General features: G+C 70.1%; 15 protein-coding genes. 10 read left to right on the plus strand and 5 right to left on the minus strand.

Features of this window, described 5'->3' with window-relative positions:
• Positions 1–305: 305 nt before the first annotated feature.
• Positions 306–725: a transglycosylase SLT domain-containing protein gene (locus tag AB5J50_RS15545; RefSeq protein ID WP_369258475.1), complete on the plus strand. Its 420-nt coding sequence runs from the start codon at positions 306–308 to the stop codon at positions 723–725.
• Positions 726–890: 165 nt separating this feature from the next.
• Here AB5J50_RS15545 and AB5J50_RS15550 read toward each other — a convergent pair whose 3' ends face one another.
• A complete protein-coding gene (locus AB5J50_RS15550) occupies positions 891–2,150 on the minus strand; it encodes an alpha/beta hydrolase family protein (RefSeq protein WP_369258477.1) in 1,260 nt (419 codons plus the stop codon).
• Positions 2,151–2,253: 103 nt separating this feature from the next.
• Here AB5J50_RS15550 and AB5J50_RS15555 point away from each other — a divergent pair, with 103 nt between their 5' ends.
• Both AB5J50_RS15555 and AB5J50_RS15560 read left to right on the plus strand, forming a co-directional pair.
• A complete protein-coding gene (locus AB5J50_RS15555; RefSeq protein WP_369258479.1) occupies positions 2,254–2,943 on the plus strand; it encodes a YoaK family protein in 690 nt (229 codons plus the stop codon).
• 413 nt (positions 2,944–3,356) lie between these two features.
• On the plus strand, positions 3,357–3,776 hold the full coding sequence (locus AB5J50_RS15560; RefSeq protein WP_369258475.1) for a transglycosylase SLT domain-containing protein: 420 nt from the start codon (positions 3,357–3,359) through the stop codon (positions 3,774–3,776).
• 21 nt (positions 3,777–3,797) lie between these two features.
• Here the strand turns inward: AB5J50_RS15560 and AB5J50_RS15565 are convergent, their stop codons facing one another.
• Positions 3,798–4,244, minus strand: coding sequence for an ATP-binding protein (locus tag AB5J50_RS15565; RefSeq protein WP_369265405.1), 447 nt, complete (start codon positions 4,242–4,244; stop codon positions 3,798–3,800).
• Between the two features lie 146 nt (positions 4,245–4,390).
• On the opposite strand from AB5J50_RS15565, the gene AB5J50_RS15570 reads away from it, so the two are divergent.
• Both AB5J50_RS15570 and AB5J50_RS15575 read left to right on the plus strand, forming a co-directional pair.
• Positions 4,391–5,239, plus strand: coding sequence for a helix-turn-helix domain-containing protein (locus AB5J50_RS15570; protein WP_369258481.1), 849 nt, complete (start codon positions 4,391–4,393; stop codon positions 5,237–5,239).
• Positions 5,199–5,408, plus strand: coding sequence for a DUF397 domain-containing protein (locus AB5J50_RS15575; protein WP_369258483.1), 210 nt, complete (start codon positions 5,199–5,201; stop codon positions 5,406–5,408). Before AB5J50_RS15570 ends, AB5J50_RS15575 begins: the two co-directional genes overlap by 41 nt.
• Here the strand turns inward: AB5J50_RS15575 and AB5J50_RS15580 are convergent.
• Positions 5,392–6,561: a steroid 3-ketoacyl-CoA thiolase gene (locus AB5J50_RS15580; RefSeq protein ID WP_369258485.1), complete on the minus strand. Its 1,170-nt coding sequence runs from the start codon at positions 6,559–6,561 to the stop codon at positions 5,392–5,394. The two genes, AB5J50_RS15575 and AB5J50_RS15580, sit on opposite strands and share 17 nt — an antisense overlap.
• 286 nt (positions 6,562–6,847) lie before the next feature.
• Here AB5J50_RS15580 and AB5J50_RS15585 point away from each other — a divergent pair, with 286 nt between their 5' ends.
• Together AB5J50_RS15585 and AB5J50_RS15590 are read left to right on the plus strand one after the other, a co-directional pair.
• Positions 6,848–8,092, plus strand: a complete 1,245-nt coding sequence (locus AB5J50_RS15585) for a cytochrome P450 (protein WP_369258487.1) — start codon at positions 6,848–6,850, stop codon at positions 8,090–8,092.
• A 195-nt stretch (positions 8,093–8,287) separates the two neighbouring features.
• The gene (locus AB5J50_RS15590) at positions 8,288–9,940 is read left to right on the plus strand and encodes a hypothetical protein (protein ID WP_369258489.1); all 1,653 of its coding nucleotides are present in this window, start codon (positions 8,288–8,290) and stop codon (positions 9,938–9,940) included.
• Here the strand turns inward: AB5J50_RS15590 and AB5J50_RS15595 are convergent.
• Positions 9,894–11,954: a bifunctional glycosyltransferase 87/phosphatase PAP2 family protein gene (locus AB5J50_RS15595; protein ID WP_369258491.1), complete on the minus strand. Its 2,061-nt coding sequence runs from the start codon at positions 11,952–11,954 to the stop codon at positions 9,894–9,896. The genes AB5J50_RS15590 and AB5J50_RS15595 overlap by 47 nt on opposite strands.
• 310 nt (positions 11,955–12,264) lie before the next feature.
• Here AB5J50_RS15595 and AB5J50_RS15600 point away from each other — a divergent pair, with 310 nt between their 5' ends.
• Both AB5J50_RS15600 and AB5J50_RS15605 read left to right on the plus strand, forming a co-directional pair.
• The gene (locus tag AB5J50_RS15600) at positions 12,265–13,422 is read left to right on the plus strand and encodes a DUF2330 domain-containing protein (protein ID WP_369258493.1); all 1,158 of its coding nucleotides are present in this window, start codon (positions 12,265–12,267) and stop codon (positions 13,420–13,422) included.
• 107 nt (positions 13,423–13,529) lie between these two features.
• A complete protein-coding gene (locus tag AB5J50_RS15605; protein WP_369258495.1) occupies positions 13,530–14,201 on the plus strand; it encodes an O-methyltransferase in 672 nt (223 codons plus the stop codon).
• A 228-nt stretch (positions 14,202–14,429) separates the two neighbouring features.
• Here AB5J50_RS15605 and AB5J50_RS15610 read toward each other — a convergent pair whose 3' ends face one another.
• Entirely contained in the window at positions 14,430–14,828 is a 399-nt protein-coding gene (locus AB5J50_RS15610) for a hypothetical protein (protein WP_369258497.1), read from the minus strand.
• A gap of 120 nt (positions 14,829–14,948) precedes the next feature.
• On the opposite strand from AB5J50_RS15610, the gene AB5J50_RS15615 reads away from it, so the two are divergent.
• On the plus strand, positions 14,949–15,353 hold the full coding sequence (locus tag AB5J50_RS15615) for a DUF1992 domain-containing protein (RefSeq protein ID WP_369258499.1): 405 nt from the start codon (positions 14,949–14,951) through the stop codon (positions 15,351–15,353).
• Positions 15,354–15,434: the final 81 nt, after the last annotated feature.

Genomic DNA, 15,434 nt, shown 5'->3' on the forward strand with positions numbered 1-15,434 from the left:
AGCACCCCATAGGGCCTACGTCACATACGAAGCAGGCTAGTAGGACATAACGGACGCCATGTACGCATCAATCAGGCCCCTGACCTGGGGTTTGAGAGCCAGATCACACAGGGGACGTTCTACACGGATGCGACCACCACTAGTAAAAGGGGTAATTGCGGACAGACCCCCAGCGGTGTTTCTCTGGAGCAGTCGCCAGGCGCCACGAGCCCACCCGGGCCGCGGCGCCAACGTACGCCCCACACCACGCATCGCATGGCTCCGGCTTACCGCGACGCTCTTGCCCCCGAAGAAACAGGTTCTCCGTGTCCGTCTCGTTCATCCGCCGCGCCGTCGCCTCCCCGAAGAAGGCCCTCGCTACCGCCGCCGTGGCCGCTGCCACCACCGGCATGGTCCTGGCCGCGGCCCCCGCCCAGGCCGCCACCACCGGCACGGGCTCCTCCGCCCAGTCGATCGCGCACCAGATGATCCCGGACACCGCACAGTTCAACGCCTTCAGCAAGATCGTCGAGCACGAGAGCGGCTGGAACATCAGCGCCACCAACGCCTCCTCCGGCGCCTACGGCCTGGTCCAGGCCCTGCCCGCCTCGAAGATGGCCTCCGCCGGCTCCGACTGGAAGACCAACCCCAAGACCCAGATCAAGTGGGGCCTGGACTACATGAACTCCCGCTACGGCAGCCCGGTCGCCGCCTGGAACTTCTGGCAGGCCAACGGCTGGTACTGACCGGCCCACAGCACGCACGAACGCGTGCTCCACAGCTTCCGCGAAGGCGGCGGCCCCTGATCCCCGGGGCCGCCGCCTTCGCCGTACCCGGTACCCGGTACCGCTTTTAGGGACGTACTTCTTATAAGTACGTCCCTAAAAACACGGTGCCGGAACACATGGCCGCTACCGGCTCATCGCGTCGAACCAACGCACCACCTGCGGCGCCGACACCTGGAACGACCCGAAGTGGTCCACGTCCCCCTGATTGATCACGGTCACCGGCGCCCCCTCCCCGGCCAGCTGCCGCGCACAGCTGCGCGCGTTCCCGATGGGTACGTCGGTGTCGGCCGCCCCCGCGTACAGCCGCACCGGCACCTCGGGCTTCCAGTCACAGGTATGGTCAGCCGCGCGCATGGCATCCAGCAGCCCACCGCCGGGATGCTGCATCCGCTCGTAGAAGGAGGGCGTGAGCAGCTCCTTCAGGGTCGGCGGCAGCGCCGCGAGGATGGCCTCCTCTACGTGCGTTCCGTCGTACAGCCCCTCGACCCGGCTCGCGTGCGGGGCACGGAAGGCCTCGGCCGGATCCTTGTAGATGGGGTGCAGCCTGTTCTGCGCGACCAGCCAGTACGAGATGTAGAGGACACCGCTCGCGTCGTTGACGCGGCCGTCGAAGAGAGCGGGGACCTCCTGACCCTCCAGGTCGTACGGACCACTGACCGGCGCCAGCGCCTTCAGCCGGAAGTGCCGGTCCACCCCACCGTCCAGCGCCCGCCCGAGCGCCATCGCGACCTGCCCGCCCTGCGAGAACCCGGTCGCGTACACGTCTCCGGTGAGCGGCCTGCCCAGCCGCCCGGCGGCGGTCCGCGCCGCGCGCAGCATGTCGACCGAGGCGGTCACGGAGGAGCGGGTGTCCATGTACGGGTGGGTGCCGGGGCCCTTGCCGAGGCCCAGGTAGTCGGGCGCGGCGACGGCGCGTCCGGCGGAGGCGTTCATGTACGACGGAATCCGACCGAAGTCCTCCTCGGCCGAGGGCGCGTAGTCGCGGTTGACCATGGTGCCGTGCGTGTCGGAGACGAGGTCGAGGCGGTGCTTGCCCCCGGCGGGAAGGGTGAGCAGACCGGTGGCGGTCGTGGCTTTCCCGTACGGGTCGACGGTTCGATAGGTCAGCCGGTACGACCGCACGCCATACCGCACGACGTCCGTGGCCATGTCCCGCTCGGCGAGGAACGCCTTGACCTGCCCGGCGTCGTGGTCGGCCACGGGGGTGACGGAGACCAGCTCACCACGGAGGGTCTGCACCTGCGCCCGCTCCCCGGCAGAGGCGACCGGCGCCACCACGACCCCCGCGAGTCCGGCGAGCAGCAGCGCCGCCGCTCCGGCGAGTCCCCGCCGCGCACGCCAACTGGTCCGTGTTTCATGTACTTTGCGCGTCTCATCTCTCATGTCTGCGACGCTACGGATGCCCACCTCGCCCGGACATCCGAGAGTCCCCCGGGCCCATGGTGGACTTGAGTCCACCCCGCCCGTCCCGCTGACCGGAGGCCCCATGACCACCGAGACGGAGAAGCCGCCGTACGACCCCGAAGCGCGCGGACTGCGCCTGGTGGCCGTGCTGTTGGGGCTGACCGTGGTCAGCGGCCTGATCGACGCGGTGAGTTATCTGGGCCTCGGCCATGTCTTCACCGCGAACATGACCGGCAACGTGGTCGTCCTCGGCTTCGCCGCCGCCGGCGCACCGGGCTTCTCGGTCCCCCACACCCTGGCTTCCCTGTGCTGCTTCCTGCTGGGCGCGGTGGCCGGGGGCCGCGTCGCGGTACACCTCGGCGGCGGCTCGCGCCGGACCTGGACCCGGATCACGCTCGCGGCGGAGGCGGTACTGGTGGGGGCGTCGGCGGTGGTCGCCTACGCAGCGCCGGGCGCCACGGCAACGACGTACACACTCATCTCGCTGACGGCCTTCGCGATGGGCCTGCGCAACGCCACCGTCCGCAAGCTCGGCATCCCCGACCTGACGACCACGGTCCTGACGATGACCCTGACCGGCCTCGCAGGCGACTCCCGACTGGCGGGCGGCAGCGGCCACCACTCCCCACGCCGCACGGCCTCCGTCGTCGCGATGGCGGCGGGCGCCCTGCTCGGGGCGTGGCTGGTCATCCATCACGGGCTGGGCATCCCGCTACTGATCGCGGCGGCGGTGACGGGGGTACTGGCGGTGGTGGCGTCGGGGCGGGAGTGACCCAGGGGCCGAACGACAACTACTCAGCGAACGCCGTGAGCGACGGGCGTCACACGCCCCCGATAGCTCCGCGTGGGCGGTCGCGCACCGTCCGGCACTCACGGGGTGAAGCACCCCACAGGGCCTACGTCACATACGAAGCGGGCTAGTAGACATAACGGACGCCATGTACGCATCAATCGGGCCCCTGACCTGCGGTTTGAGAGCCAGATCACACAGGGGACGTTCTACACGGATGCGACCACCACTAGTAAAAGGGGTAATTGCGGACAGACCCCCAGCGGTGTTTCTCTGGAGCAGTCGCCAGGCGCCACGAGCCCACCCGGGCCGCGGCGCCAACGTACGCCCCACACCACGCATCGCATGGCTCCGGCTTACCGCGACGCTCTTGCCCCCGAAGAAAAAGGTTCTCCGTGTCCGTCTCTTTCATCCGCCGCGCCGTCGCCTCCCCGAAGAAGGCCCTCGCCACCGCCGCCGTGGCCGCCGCCACCACCGGCATGGTCCTGGCCGCGGCCCCCGCCCAGGCCGCCACCACCGGCACGGGCTCCTCCGCCCAGTCGATCGCGCACCAGATGATCCCGGACACCGCACAGTTCAACGCCTTCAGCAAGATCGTCGAGCACGAGAGCGGCTGGAACATCAGCGCCACCAACGCCTCCTCCGGCGCCTACGGCCTGGTCCAGGCCCTGCCCGCCTCGAAGATGGCCTCCGCCGGCTCCGACTGGAAGACCAACCCCAAGACCCAGATCAAGTGGGGCCTGGACTACATGAACTCCCGCTACGGCAGCCCCGTCGCCGCCTGGAACTTCTGGCAGGCCAACGGCTGGTACTGAGCAGCCTGAGCAACACCCCCCTCACTGAGCACCACCCCGCTCACGCCAAGGCGGCGGCCCCCCACCCCCGGGGCCGCCGCCTTCGCCGTACCCGCTGTCCCTATCGGCCACCTGGCACTCGAACCACACCGTCTTGCCACCCCCGGGCGCCGATGACACACCCCACTTGTCGACGACCGCGTCCAGCAGCACGAGCCCACGACCGCTCTCCGCCTCCGGCGACAACTCGGCGGGCTGGGCGGGAAGTTGCGGGCAGCCGTCCGTAACCTCCACCCGCACCCCCGCCGCCAGCCGCAGCACCACCAACTCGCACCGCCGGTCCGGGACATGCCGTACGACATTGGCGACTAGCTCGGTCACGCCGAGCTCCACGGCATCGGTCAGCGGCGCCAACTCCCACTCGTCCAGCAGCGAGCGGACGATACGGCGGATGTGCCGCGCCGAGTGCTCACCGACGGTGAGGCGCATGGCGTACTGGTCGGGGCGGGGGCCCACGAGGGTGGGGGGAAAGTATGCGTTCACGGTACGAGGCTGACCTCGCACGACTACTCTGGGCTACGGTTCGGATACAACAGGTCCCGCAGTGGGCCGAGTTGCGCGAGAAGGGGCCGTACGTGACCCACATCAACGTCCTCGACCCGGGAGCCTCACCGCTCGACTACTACGGGTTCGAGCTGCGCCGGTACCGGGAAGCCGCCGGGCTCACGCAGAAACAGCTCGGCGACATCGTCAACTACACGGGTTCGCTGGTCGGGCAGGTCGAGACGGCCAGGAAGTTGCCGACGCCGGAGTTCAGTGAGCGGGTGGATACGGCGCTGGAGACGGGTGGTTTGCTGTATCGGCTCGTCGACCTGGTGATGCGTAGTCAACTTCCGGCCTGGTTCCAACAGGTCGCGGAGTTGGAGGCGCGGGCCACCGAGATCTGCACCTTCCAGCTGCACATGGTCCACAGCCTCCTCCAGACCGAGTCGTATGTGCGTGCCGTGCTCGGCGCTCTGGACCAGACGAACCTCGACGACCGCACCGCCGTACGGCTGGCCCGTCAGCGCATCTTCGAGAAGGAGGTGCCGCCGGTCCTGTGGGCGGTCATCAGCGAGGCCGCCCTCTATCAGGAGATCGGCGGCCCGGAGACCATGTGGGGGCAACTGGCCCACCTGTTGTCGTTCGAGAGCAATCCCCGGATCAACATCCAGGTGCTGCCGTTCTCGGCCGGAGCGCACGCGGGGCTCCAAGGCTCATTCAACCTCTATCGCTTCGCGAGCGACCCGGACATCGTCTACACCGAGGGCTACGGCAGCGGGCATCCGACCGCCAACCCGGACACAGTCAAGGACTGTTCGCTCCGTTACGATCATCTTCAGGCCGCCGCACTTTCCCTTAAGGACTCGGCGGAGCTGATCCAGCGCGTAATGGAGGAACGCTATGGCGAACACCGCGATTCCGACGGGGATCCAGTGGCGTAAGTCCAGCTACAGCGGCGACCAGGGCGGCGACTGCGTAGAGATCGCCGAAGCCCCCTGCACCACCATCGCCATCCGAGACTCCAAAACCCCGGCGGGGCCCACCCTCACCCTGGACCCCGCCACCTTCACCACCTTCGTCAACTGGACGGCGACTACAACCGCTGAATGATCGTGCCGGTGGCCAGCCCGCCCCCCGCGCACATCGTGATCAGCGCGAACTCCTTGTCCCGGCGCTCCAGTTCATGCAGCGCGGTCGTGATCAGCCGCGCCCCCGTCGCCCCCACCGGGTGCCCGAGCGCGATCGCACCGCCATTCACGTTCACCTTCTCCAGGTCCTGCTCGAAGACCTGGGCCCAGCTCAACACCACTGAAGCGAAGGCCTCGTTGATCTCGACGAGGTCGATGTCCTTCAGGGACATCCCGGCCTTGCCCAGAACAGCCCGCGTCGCGTCGATCGGGCCGTCGAGGTGGAAGTGCGGGTCGGCGCCGACCAGCGCCTGGGCCACGATCCGCGCGCGCGGCCGGAGCTTCAGCGCCCGTGCCATCCGCTTGGACGCCCACAGGATGGCCGACGCGCCGTCCGAGATCTGCGACGAGTTGCCCGCCGTGTGGATGGCGGTCGGCATCACCGGCTTCAGCCTCGCCAGCGCCTCCATGGTCGTGTCGCGGAGCCCCTCGTCCCGGTCGACGAGCCGCCACATGCCTTGCCCCGCCCGCTGCTCCTCCTCCGTGGTGGGCACCTGGACGGCGAAGGTCTCCCTCTTGAACCGCTCCTCGGACCAGGCGATGGCGGCGCGTTCCTGGGAGATGAGGCCGAGGGAGTCGACGTTCTCGCGCGTCAGGCCACGGTGGCGGGCGATCCGCTCCGCCGCCTCGAACTGATTCGGCAGGTCCACGTTCCACTCGTCAGGGAAGGGCTTCCCGGGCCCGTGCTTGGACCCCGAGCCCAGCGGCACCCGGGACATCGCCTCGATGCCGCAGCTGATCCCGACGTCGATGACGCCCGCCGCGACCATGTTGGCGACCATGTGCGAGGCCTGTTGCGAGGAGCCGCACTGGCAGTCGACCGTCGTGGCCGCCGTCTCGTAGGGCAGGCCCATCGTCAGCCAGGCCGTGCGCGCGGGGTTCATGGACTGTTCGCCGGCGTGGGTCACCGTGCCGCCGACGATCTGCTCGACGCAGTCGGCGTGGATGCCGGTGCGGCCGAGGAGTTCACGGTAGGTCTCGCCCAGGAGGTAGGCGGGGTGGAGGTTGGCGAGCGCGCCGCCGCGCTTGCCGATGGGGGTGCGTACGGCTTCGACGATCACGGGTTCCGCGGCCATGGGGGCTAGTCCTCTCCTCAGGCCTGTCCTGCGGCCAGGCCCTGCTGACCCGCGCAGCGCGGGGCGTCCCGGCCCACCCACCGCGCAGAACTAGTACGCGTTCTAGTTCTGAGTGCAGTCTGCTGACAGCGTGTCCACAACCGCAAGGGTCTTGCAGGCTCCGAAGTTGCGATCTGCACGAATCCCGCACGCAATTCGAGGCGCCGTGCCCCTTGCCACTTGTAGAACCCGTTACTACCTTCACGACACAAATTCCTGATGGACCGTCAGACGGCGGGAGTTGCCGATGCCCTGTCCAGCGCTGCCCGACGGGTTCGATTTCACCGACCCCGATGTGCTGCACCACCGCGTGCCCCTCCCGGAGTTCGCGGAGCTGCGCCGGGTCGAACCCGTCCACTGGATCCCGCAACAGCCCGGCATCGCCGGCTTCGAGGACGACGGCTACTGGGCCGTCACCCGGCACGCGGACGTCAAGTACGTCTCCACGCACCCCGAGCTCTTCTCCTCGTTCCTCAACACCGCCGTCATCCGCTTCAACGAGCACATCCAGCGCGAACAGATAGAAGTGCAGCGGCTGATCATGCTCAACATGGACCCGCCCGAGCACACCCGGGTCCGCCAGATCGTGCAGCGCGGCTTCACCCCGCGCGCCATCCGTTCCCTGGAGGCCGCCCTGCGCGCCCGCGCCGGTTCGATCGTCGAGAGCGCGCTCGCGGGCGCGGGCCCCGACGGCGCCTTCGACTTCGTCACCCAGGTCGCCTGCGAACTGCCCCTCCAGGCCATCGCCGAGCTCATCGGTGTCCCTCAGGACGACCGCGCCAAGATCTTCGACTGGTCCAACAAGATGGTGGCGTACGACGATCCGGAGTACGCGATCACCGAGGAGATCGGCGCCGAGTCGGCCACCGAGCTCATCTCGTACGCGATGAACATGGCCGCCGACCGAAAGCAGTGCCCCGCCAAGGACATCGTCAGCACGCTGGTGGCGGCCGAGGACGAAGGGAACCTGGCCTCCGACGAGTTCGGCTTCTTCGTGCTGCTGCTGGCCGTCGCGGGCAACGAGACGACCCGCAACGCCATCACGCACGGCATGCACGCCTTCCTCACCCACCCCGAGGCGTGGGACCTCTACAAGAGGGAGCGCCCGAAGACCACCGCCGAGGAGATCGTCCGCTGGGCGACCCCCGTCGTCTCCTTCCAGCGCACCGCGACGCAGGACACCGAACTGGGCGGGCAGCAGATCAAGAAGGGCGACCGCGTCGGCATCTTCTATTCCTCCGCCAACAACGACCCCGAGGTGTTCGAGCGCCCCGAGGTCTTCGACATCACCCGCGACCCCAACCCGCACCTCGGCTTCGGCGGCGGAGGCCCGCACTTCTGCCTCGGCAAGTCCCTGGCCACCCTGGAGATCGACCTCATCTTCAACGCGATAGCCGACGCGATGCCGAACCTCCGCCTCGCCGGCGACCCGCGCCGCCTGCGCTCCGCCTGGCTGAACGGCGTCAAGGAGCTTCAGGTCAACGCCAGTTGAGGTACTCGGGCCGACGGCCTCCCGGTATCCGTCGGCCCGTCTCGCGGGAGGCAGGGGCATCCCCCCTACGCCCTGCCCCTGCCTCCCCCGTGACGAACCTCCTCACCGCCGATGAACGTTTCCAGTCCGTTTCACGTCTTCACTCGTGGCACAGCAAACCCACACCTTCGAAGACTTCGAACGGAAACGCGCGCCGTGGTCCACGCCGAACTGGCCGATCTGCACCCTGTCCGGCAGGACCCCGCGGCCGAGCCCCGGAACGGCCGCTTCCGCCGTCTCCACCCCGTCCTCCCGTTCTGGCACCGCCACCGCCTCCCGCTGCTCGCCACCCTGCCCACGCTTCCGCTGTACGCGGTGTGGTGGGCGTTCCTCGCCACCGGCGGCGGCGATCTCGCGGCCCAGGAGGCCTGGGCCGGGTTCGCCTCGCGGAACGGCGGATCGGCGTACAACCTGTTCTGGTACGGCGGGATGCACACCGCCAACTACAGCCTGATCTCGCCGTATCTGATGGCCGCGCTCGGTGTGCGCGCGGTGACGGTGGTCTCCGGGCTCGCCGCCACCTGGCTGGCCGCCGTGCTCATCGGGCGCACGGGCATACGACGGCCGGTGGGCCCGGCACTGCTCGCCGCGCTCGCGCTGTGGTGCAACGTCGCGTCGGGGCGGACGACCTTCGCGCTCGGCGTCGCCCTGGGACTCGCCGCCTGTGTACCGCTGGCCCGCGAGCGGCGCGTGCTGCTGGCGGTGGCGTACGCGACGCTCGCCACGATGGCGAGCCCGGTGGCCGGGCTGTTCCTGGCGGTGGTGGGCGCCGCGTATCTCGCCGTACGGGACCGGGTGCGGGCCTGCGCCCTGATGGTGCCGCCGGGTGTCGTGGTCGGGGCGACGACGCTGCTGTTCCCGTTCACCGGCGAGCAGTTGATGCCGTGCGCCCGGATCTGGCCGCCCGTGCTGCTCGGGCTGACCGTGGCCGTACTGGCCCCGCGGGGCTGGCGGGTGGCCCGGTGGAGCGGTGCCGTCTACGCGGCCGGGACCGTCCTGACGTATCTGATCCCCTCGCCGGTCGGGACGAACGTCGAGCGGTTCGCGGAGCTGTTCGCGCCGGCCGTGCTGCTCGCGGTGCTGCTGGGTGCGCCCCGGCTCAAGAGGGTGCGGCGCAGCGCGCTGATCGTGGCGCTGGTGTTCTCGCTCGCCTGGGTCGGCAAGAAGACCGTCGACGATCTTGAGGTATCGACGGTCGTGCCGGCCTGGGCCGCCGACACACACGGCGTGGTCGGAGCCCTCAAGGCGTTCGGCGCCGACCGCGGCCGGGTCGAGGTGGTCCCGGCCCGCAACCACCGCGAGGCCACCCTGCTCGCCCCGCACGTGAACCTGGCGCGCGGCTGGAACCGCCAGATGGACATGGAGCGCGGCCGGCTCTTCTACGACGGCACCTTCTCGGAGGCGGCCTACCGGGCCTGGCTGGACCGCTGGGCGGTCGGCTATGTCGTCCTGCCGTCGGGCAGACCGGACGGCTATGCGGAGGCCGAGGCGCGCCTGGTGAGGACCCGGCCGGCCTGGCTGGAGCCGGTGTGGAACGACGCGCACTGGCGGGTGTTCCGGGTGCGCGCGGCGGTGCCGCTGGTGTCGGCGCCCGCCTCCGTCGTGCGGACCACGAGCGCCGAGATCGATGTGAGGATGCCGAAGCCCGGCTCGGTGACCGTGCGGGTCGCGTACTCGCCGTGGCTGCGCGCCGAGGGCGGCTGCCTGGAGAAGGCCGGTGAGTTCACGCGGCTGACGGTGAGCGAGCCGGGGGCGTACCGGATCAGCTCGGAGTACGACCCGCCGCCGGGACCGGCTCCTTCGTGCTGACCGCGCCTTCCGCCACGGGTTTCGCCGGTGTCCGGGGCCGCGGGCCCTGGAGCAGATGGGTCAGGCCGAAGCCCGCGCTCACGACCACCGCGCCGCCCACCGCGTCCAGCACCCAGTGGTTGCCGGTCGCCACGATCGCGGAGACCGTGAAGAGCGGGTGCAGCAGGCCGAGTGCCTTCATCCACCACTTGGGTGCCAGGATCGCGATGACGAGCCCGCACCACAGGGACCAGCCGAAGTGCAGCGAGGGCATCGCCGCGTACTGGTTCGTCAGCGCGGTCAGCGTGCCGTAGTCCGGCTTGGAGAAGTCCTGCACGCCGTGCACGGTGTCGATGACGCCGAGGCCCGGCAGCAGCCGCGGCGGGGCGAGCGGGTAGAGCCAGAAGCCGACGAGCGCGAACAGGGTGGCGAAGCCGAGCGCCGAGCGCGCCCAGCGGTAGTCGCCGGGGCGGCGAACGTACAGGACACCGAGGACGGTGAGCGGGACGACGAAGTGGAACGACTCGTAGTAGAAGTCGAAGAAGTCCCGCAGGAAGCCGACCTTCACCACCGCGTGGTTGGCCCAGTGCTCGATGTCGATGTGCAGGAACCGCTCGATGGCCAGTATCTGCTCGCCGTGGTGCTCGGCGGTGGCCCGGCCGCCCGCATTGGTGCCGCCCGTCGCCGCGAGCCTGACCTGCTGGTAGGCGGAGTAGCCGACGCGGATCAGGAGCAGTTCGAGCAGCAGGTTCGGGCGGCTGAGGACACGGCCGAGGAACGGGAGCAGCGGCACCCGCTTGAAGCGCGTCGGCACCGGCTTGGCGTAGTCGGTGGGGATCGGCGTCTGGTAGTACTCCGAGGTGCGGGACAGGAACGGCACGATCGTGGCGGCGGCGAGCGCGGCCAGCAGCACCACGTTGTCGCGCAGCGGATAGAGCGCCGCCATGTTCGGCAGCATCATCTTCGCGGGCAGCGTCATGACGAGGACGACGGCGACGGGCCACATGGAGCGGTCCGAGGTCTTCCTGCCGACCCGGCCGACCATCGCGAGCAGCACCCACAGCAGTTGGTGCTGCCAGGTCGTGGGCGAGACGGCGACGGCGACACAGCCGGTGACCGCCACGGCGAGCAGCAGCTGCCCGTCCCGCGCGTAGCGCACGGCGCGGCGCAGGCCGAGGTACGCGACGGCCGCGCCGAGGGCCAGGAACAGGCCGATCTCCAGCGGGCCGGTGAGGCCGAACCGCAGCAGCGCGCCGTGCAGGGACTGGTTGGCGAGGTCGTCGGCGTCCTTGCCGAGGCCGACGCCCGCCAGATGGTGCACCCAGTACGTGCTGGAGTCGTGCGGCATCGCGGCCCAGGCGAGCGCGGTGAGGGCGGCGAAGGTGATCCCGGTGGACTCGGCGGCGCGGCGCCGCCCGGTGAACCAGAGCAGCGGTGCGAAGAGCAGCACGGTCGGCTGCAGCGCCGCCGCGAGGCCGATCAGGGCGCCGCTGGCGCGCTCCCCGCGCACGGCGAAGCAGCCGAGCAGGACGAGCAGCACGGGGATGATGCTGGTCTGGCCGAGATAGAGGGCGTTGCGCACCGGCAGCGACAGCATCAGCAGGCTTATGGCGACCGGCGCCGCGAGCAGCGACGTACGCCGGCTCACGGGCTGCGGCAGGGAGCGCGCGGCGACCATGCCGAGCGCGACGACCAGCAGCAGCGTGCCGAAGGTCCAGCCCCAGCCGAGGACCTGTTCGGCCGCCCGGGTGAGCGGCTTGAGGACGAGTCCGCCGAACGGGGTACCGGTGAACCGCGTCGAGTCGTACAGCGAGCCCTTCACATGCAGCACGCCGTTGGTTCCGACCCAGGTCTCCAGGTCCGTCAGCCGCTCCCCCTCGGGGGTGCTGAGGACGACGGCGACCTGCCGCACCGCCAGGATGGCGGCGATCGCCCACAGCCCGATACGGACGGCTCGCAGCCGTTCTCTCGCCGTGTCGGCAGCCCCCGCCGTGAAGGCATTGCCCGCTCGTCCGCCGTGCTCCACATTCGCCACGCCTCGTCAGCCCTCCGGCCCGATTCGTCCCGTGCGTCTCATCCTGTTGGAACCCTAAGAGGCTCGCATCACCCCCGCTGTGAGACGCAGGCAACCCCCTCTTCACCTGACGGCCTCCCGCCTTTTGTCCGGATGACGATAGTGCGCGACCGGTTCACTGGCCCCCTGTCCCCGTGACACGGACCACGGACAGACGCCTGAAAGCCGTCCGACAGCCCCCCGAAGAGCCTCTTTCAGCCGACTGGAACCGCAGCCTCCGGCCACGCCGTCTGAGACCCTGTCCGACAGCACGAGGAAAGGGCCACGGGGGATGCGCAGGGGTGGGTCGCGTTTTGTACGGGGATGGATACGGGGGCGGATACGGGGGCGCGTACTGGCCGTCGTACTGACGCTGTTGGGGATCCAGTTGGGATCGCTCGTGGCACCGGCGTACGCCTGCGGGTGCGGCGCGATGGTGCCGGACGGCAATCGGCATGTCACGGTGAACCGCGAGATGTCCGCCGTCCGCTGGGACGGCCGCCAGGAGCAGATCGTGATGAGCCTGACGGTCTCCGGGGACGCCCGCAAGGCGGCGTGGATCATGCCGGTCCCGCACCGTGCGACGGTGAAGCTGGGCGACAGCGCGCTCTTCGACCAGCTCGGCGAGGCGACCGCGCCCGAGCACCGCACCCGGCACTACTTCTGGCCGGACAACGGCGACTGGCCCTTCGCCGACGACGACACGAGCGGGGACGCCGCCCCACGGGCCGCCGGGACGGCACCCTCCGTGGGCGTCGTCGGCCGCGAGCGCCTCGGCCCCTTCGACGTCGCCCGCCTCACCGCCACCGACTCCGACGCCCTCGGCAAGTGGCTCGCCGACAACGGCTTCGAGCTCCCCGACCGCCTCAGCCAGGCGCTGCGCCCGTACGTCGACCAGGGCTGGGAGTACGTGGCGGTCCGACTGGCCCCGGAAGACACGGACACCCCGCTCGGCGGCACCCTCGACCCGCTCCATCTCACCTTCGCCAGCGACGAGCTGATCTACCCGATGCGGCTCTCCCGCCTGGCCAGTACTCCGCAGTCGCTGGGCCTGTACGTCCTCGCCGCGCACCGCATGGAGCCGGCGTCGGCGATCGGCGGGGACCGCCCGGTGGTCTCGTACGCGGGCCGCGTCAGCGCACCCTCGGGCGCGCTGTCCGGGCTCGCGGCCGACGGCACGGACTTCCTCACCGCCATCGACCAGGAGTTCCCGGAGCCGTCGACCATCTCGGGCGACCACGTACTGCGGCGCACGGCGACCGACACGACGTACCGTCAAGTGATCTACGAGGACCGGCTGCTGAGGGTCGGCGGGATCCCGGCGTGGCTGCTGACGGTGACCACCGTGGCGCTGGCGGCGGCCGTGGCCCTGCTGATGGGCGTACGGGCCCGCAGGCGCCGCCCGGTGCTGCCGCCCCCGCCGGTGCACGCGCCGCCGCCGATCGGCTGACACCGATGGTGAACACCCGAAATCCCGCTGACAACCACCAGCGCCCGGGACTAGATTCGCGGGGGACTAGTTAGCGCATCTAACTAGGCATACGAAAGGCATGGTGCATGAGCGAGTCGCAGCTGTGGAACGACGTCGACGACTACTTCACCACCCTCCTCACCCCCGCCGACGACACCCTGTCCGCCGCGCTGCGCGACAGCGACGCGGCCGGGCTGCCGCACATCAACGTCGCCCCGAACCAGGGCAAGCTGCTCCAGCTCCTCGCCGAGATCCAGGGCGCCCGCCGCATCCTGGAGATCGGCACACTCGGCGGCTACAGCACGATCTGGCTCGGCCGCGCCCTCCCGGCCGACGGCCGGCTGATCACCTTCGAGTACGACCCCGCACACGCCGAGGTCGCCCGCGGCAACCTCGCCCGGGCCGGCCTCGACAAGATCGCCGAGGTGCGGGTGGGCCCCGCCCTGGAGTCGCTGCCGAAGCTGGCCGAGGAGAACCCGGAACCGTTCGACTTCGTCTTCATCGACGCGGACAAGGTGAACAACCCGCACTACATCGAGTGGTCCCTCAAGCTCACCCGGCCCGGCAGCGTGATCGTCCTCGACAACGTCGCACGGGAAGGCCGGGTCGCCGACGCGGACAGCACCGCCGGGGACGTTCAGGGCACCCGGGCCGCGCTCGAACTGATCGCCTCCCACCCGAAGTTGAGCGGTACGGCGATCCAGACGGTCGGCACCAAGGGCTACGACGGCTTCGCGCTGGCACGCGTGCTGGCGTAACGCGTCGGGGGCCAGGGGCTAGGCCCTGTCGTCAAATTCCCGTCGTCCGCCCGAAGGGCGGGCCGGGCGGCGTCTGGTGCGTGCTCTCGGCGTGCCGGGCGGAAGCCCACGTACTGGACGTACTTGGGCTTTCGCCCGGTGCGGCGAGTGGGGGCACCTCCCACGCCCTTAAGGCAGTGGGGGAGCGTGCCAGGCGTCGCCCGGCAGACGGGAATTTGACGACAGGGCCTAGGGGGCTTCGTGATAGAAGCCCACGTTGACGGTGCGCGGGCCGGTTCGGTCCTGGATGACGAGCTCTCCGGAACTGCCCGCGGGGAGCTTGGCCGTCCCGCCGTACGGAAAGGTCTGGGGCGGCTGGCCGGCCAGCGTCAGCCGCACCTCGGCGGAGGGCTCGGGGTGCGAGCCGCGCAGCCACGTGACCTGCCAGGAGCCGTCCGGGCCGCACAGGAACTCCAGGTGCACCCGGGACACGAACAGCCAGTCGTCGGGGGTCGCGAGGCGGCACACGGCCCGGTCCCGGCCCACCCGCAGCATGGCACCGGGGTCGCTCGGCGCGTCGGCCATCAGCATCCCGGCCGTCGCACCCGCGTCCGCCCCGGACACCGAGGCCATGGTGAGTTCGAGCACGCGTGCTCCTTCTAGGTCGTCCTGGTCCAATTGTCCTTGAGCGGAGCGTCGTTGGCGCACCGCCGCCGCATGATAATTCGACCAATAGCTCCGCCGTGCGACCTCCGGCACAATGGACTCATGACCGAGCGAAAGCCACCCGGTGTCAGCTTCGAGTCCTGGATCGACCGACAGATCCGCGAGGCGCAGGCGCGCGGCGAGTTCGCGGAGCTCCCCGGCGCGGGCAAGCCGCTGCCGCACATCACCGACACGTCGTACGACGAACTGTGGTGGATCAAGCAGAAGATGGCCCGCGAGGGGCTGTCCGTCCTGCCGCCCACCCTCGCCCTGCGCAAGGAAGCGGAGGACGCCCTGGCGGCAGCCGCCACGGCCCCCTCGGAGCCGGCCGTGCGCCGCATCGTCGAGGACATCAACGCCAAGATCCGCGAGATGATGTTCAAGCCCCCGCCCGGGCCTCCGCTGGGCCTCAAGCCCTACGACGTGGAGAAGATCGTGCGGGAGTGGCAGGAGCGGCGGGAGGAGTAGCGCCCTCTAGGGGCCTCTGTGGTCTCTGGGGGCCTGTGGGGGCCGTGGGTGCCTGTGGGGGCGCTATTTCGCTTGCGCGGC

Origin of the sequence: Streptomyces sp. R35 (genome assembly GCF_041053035.1) — a bacterium.
Lineage (GTDB): Bacteria > Actinomycetota > Actinomycetes > Streptomycetales > Streptomycetaceae > Streptomyces > Streptomyces lutosisoli.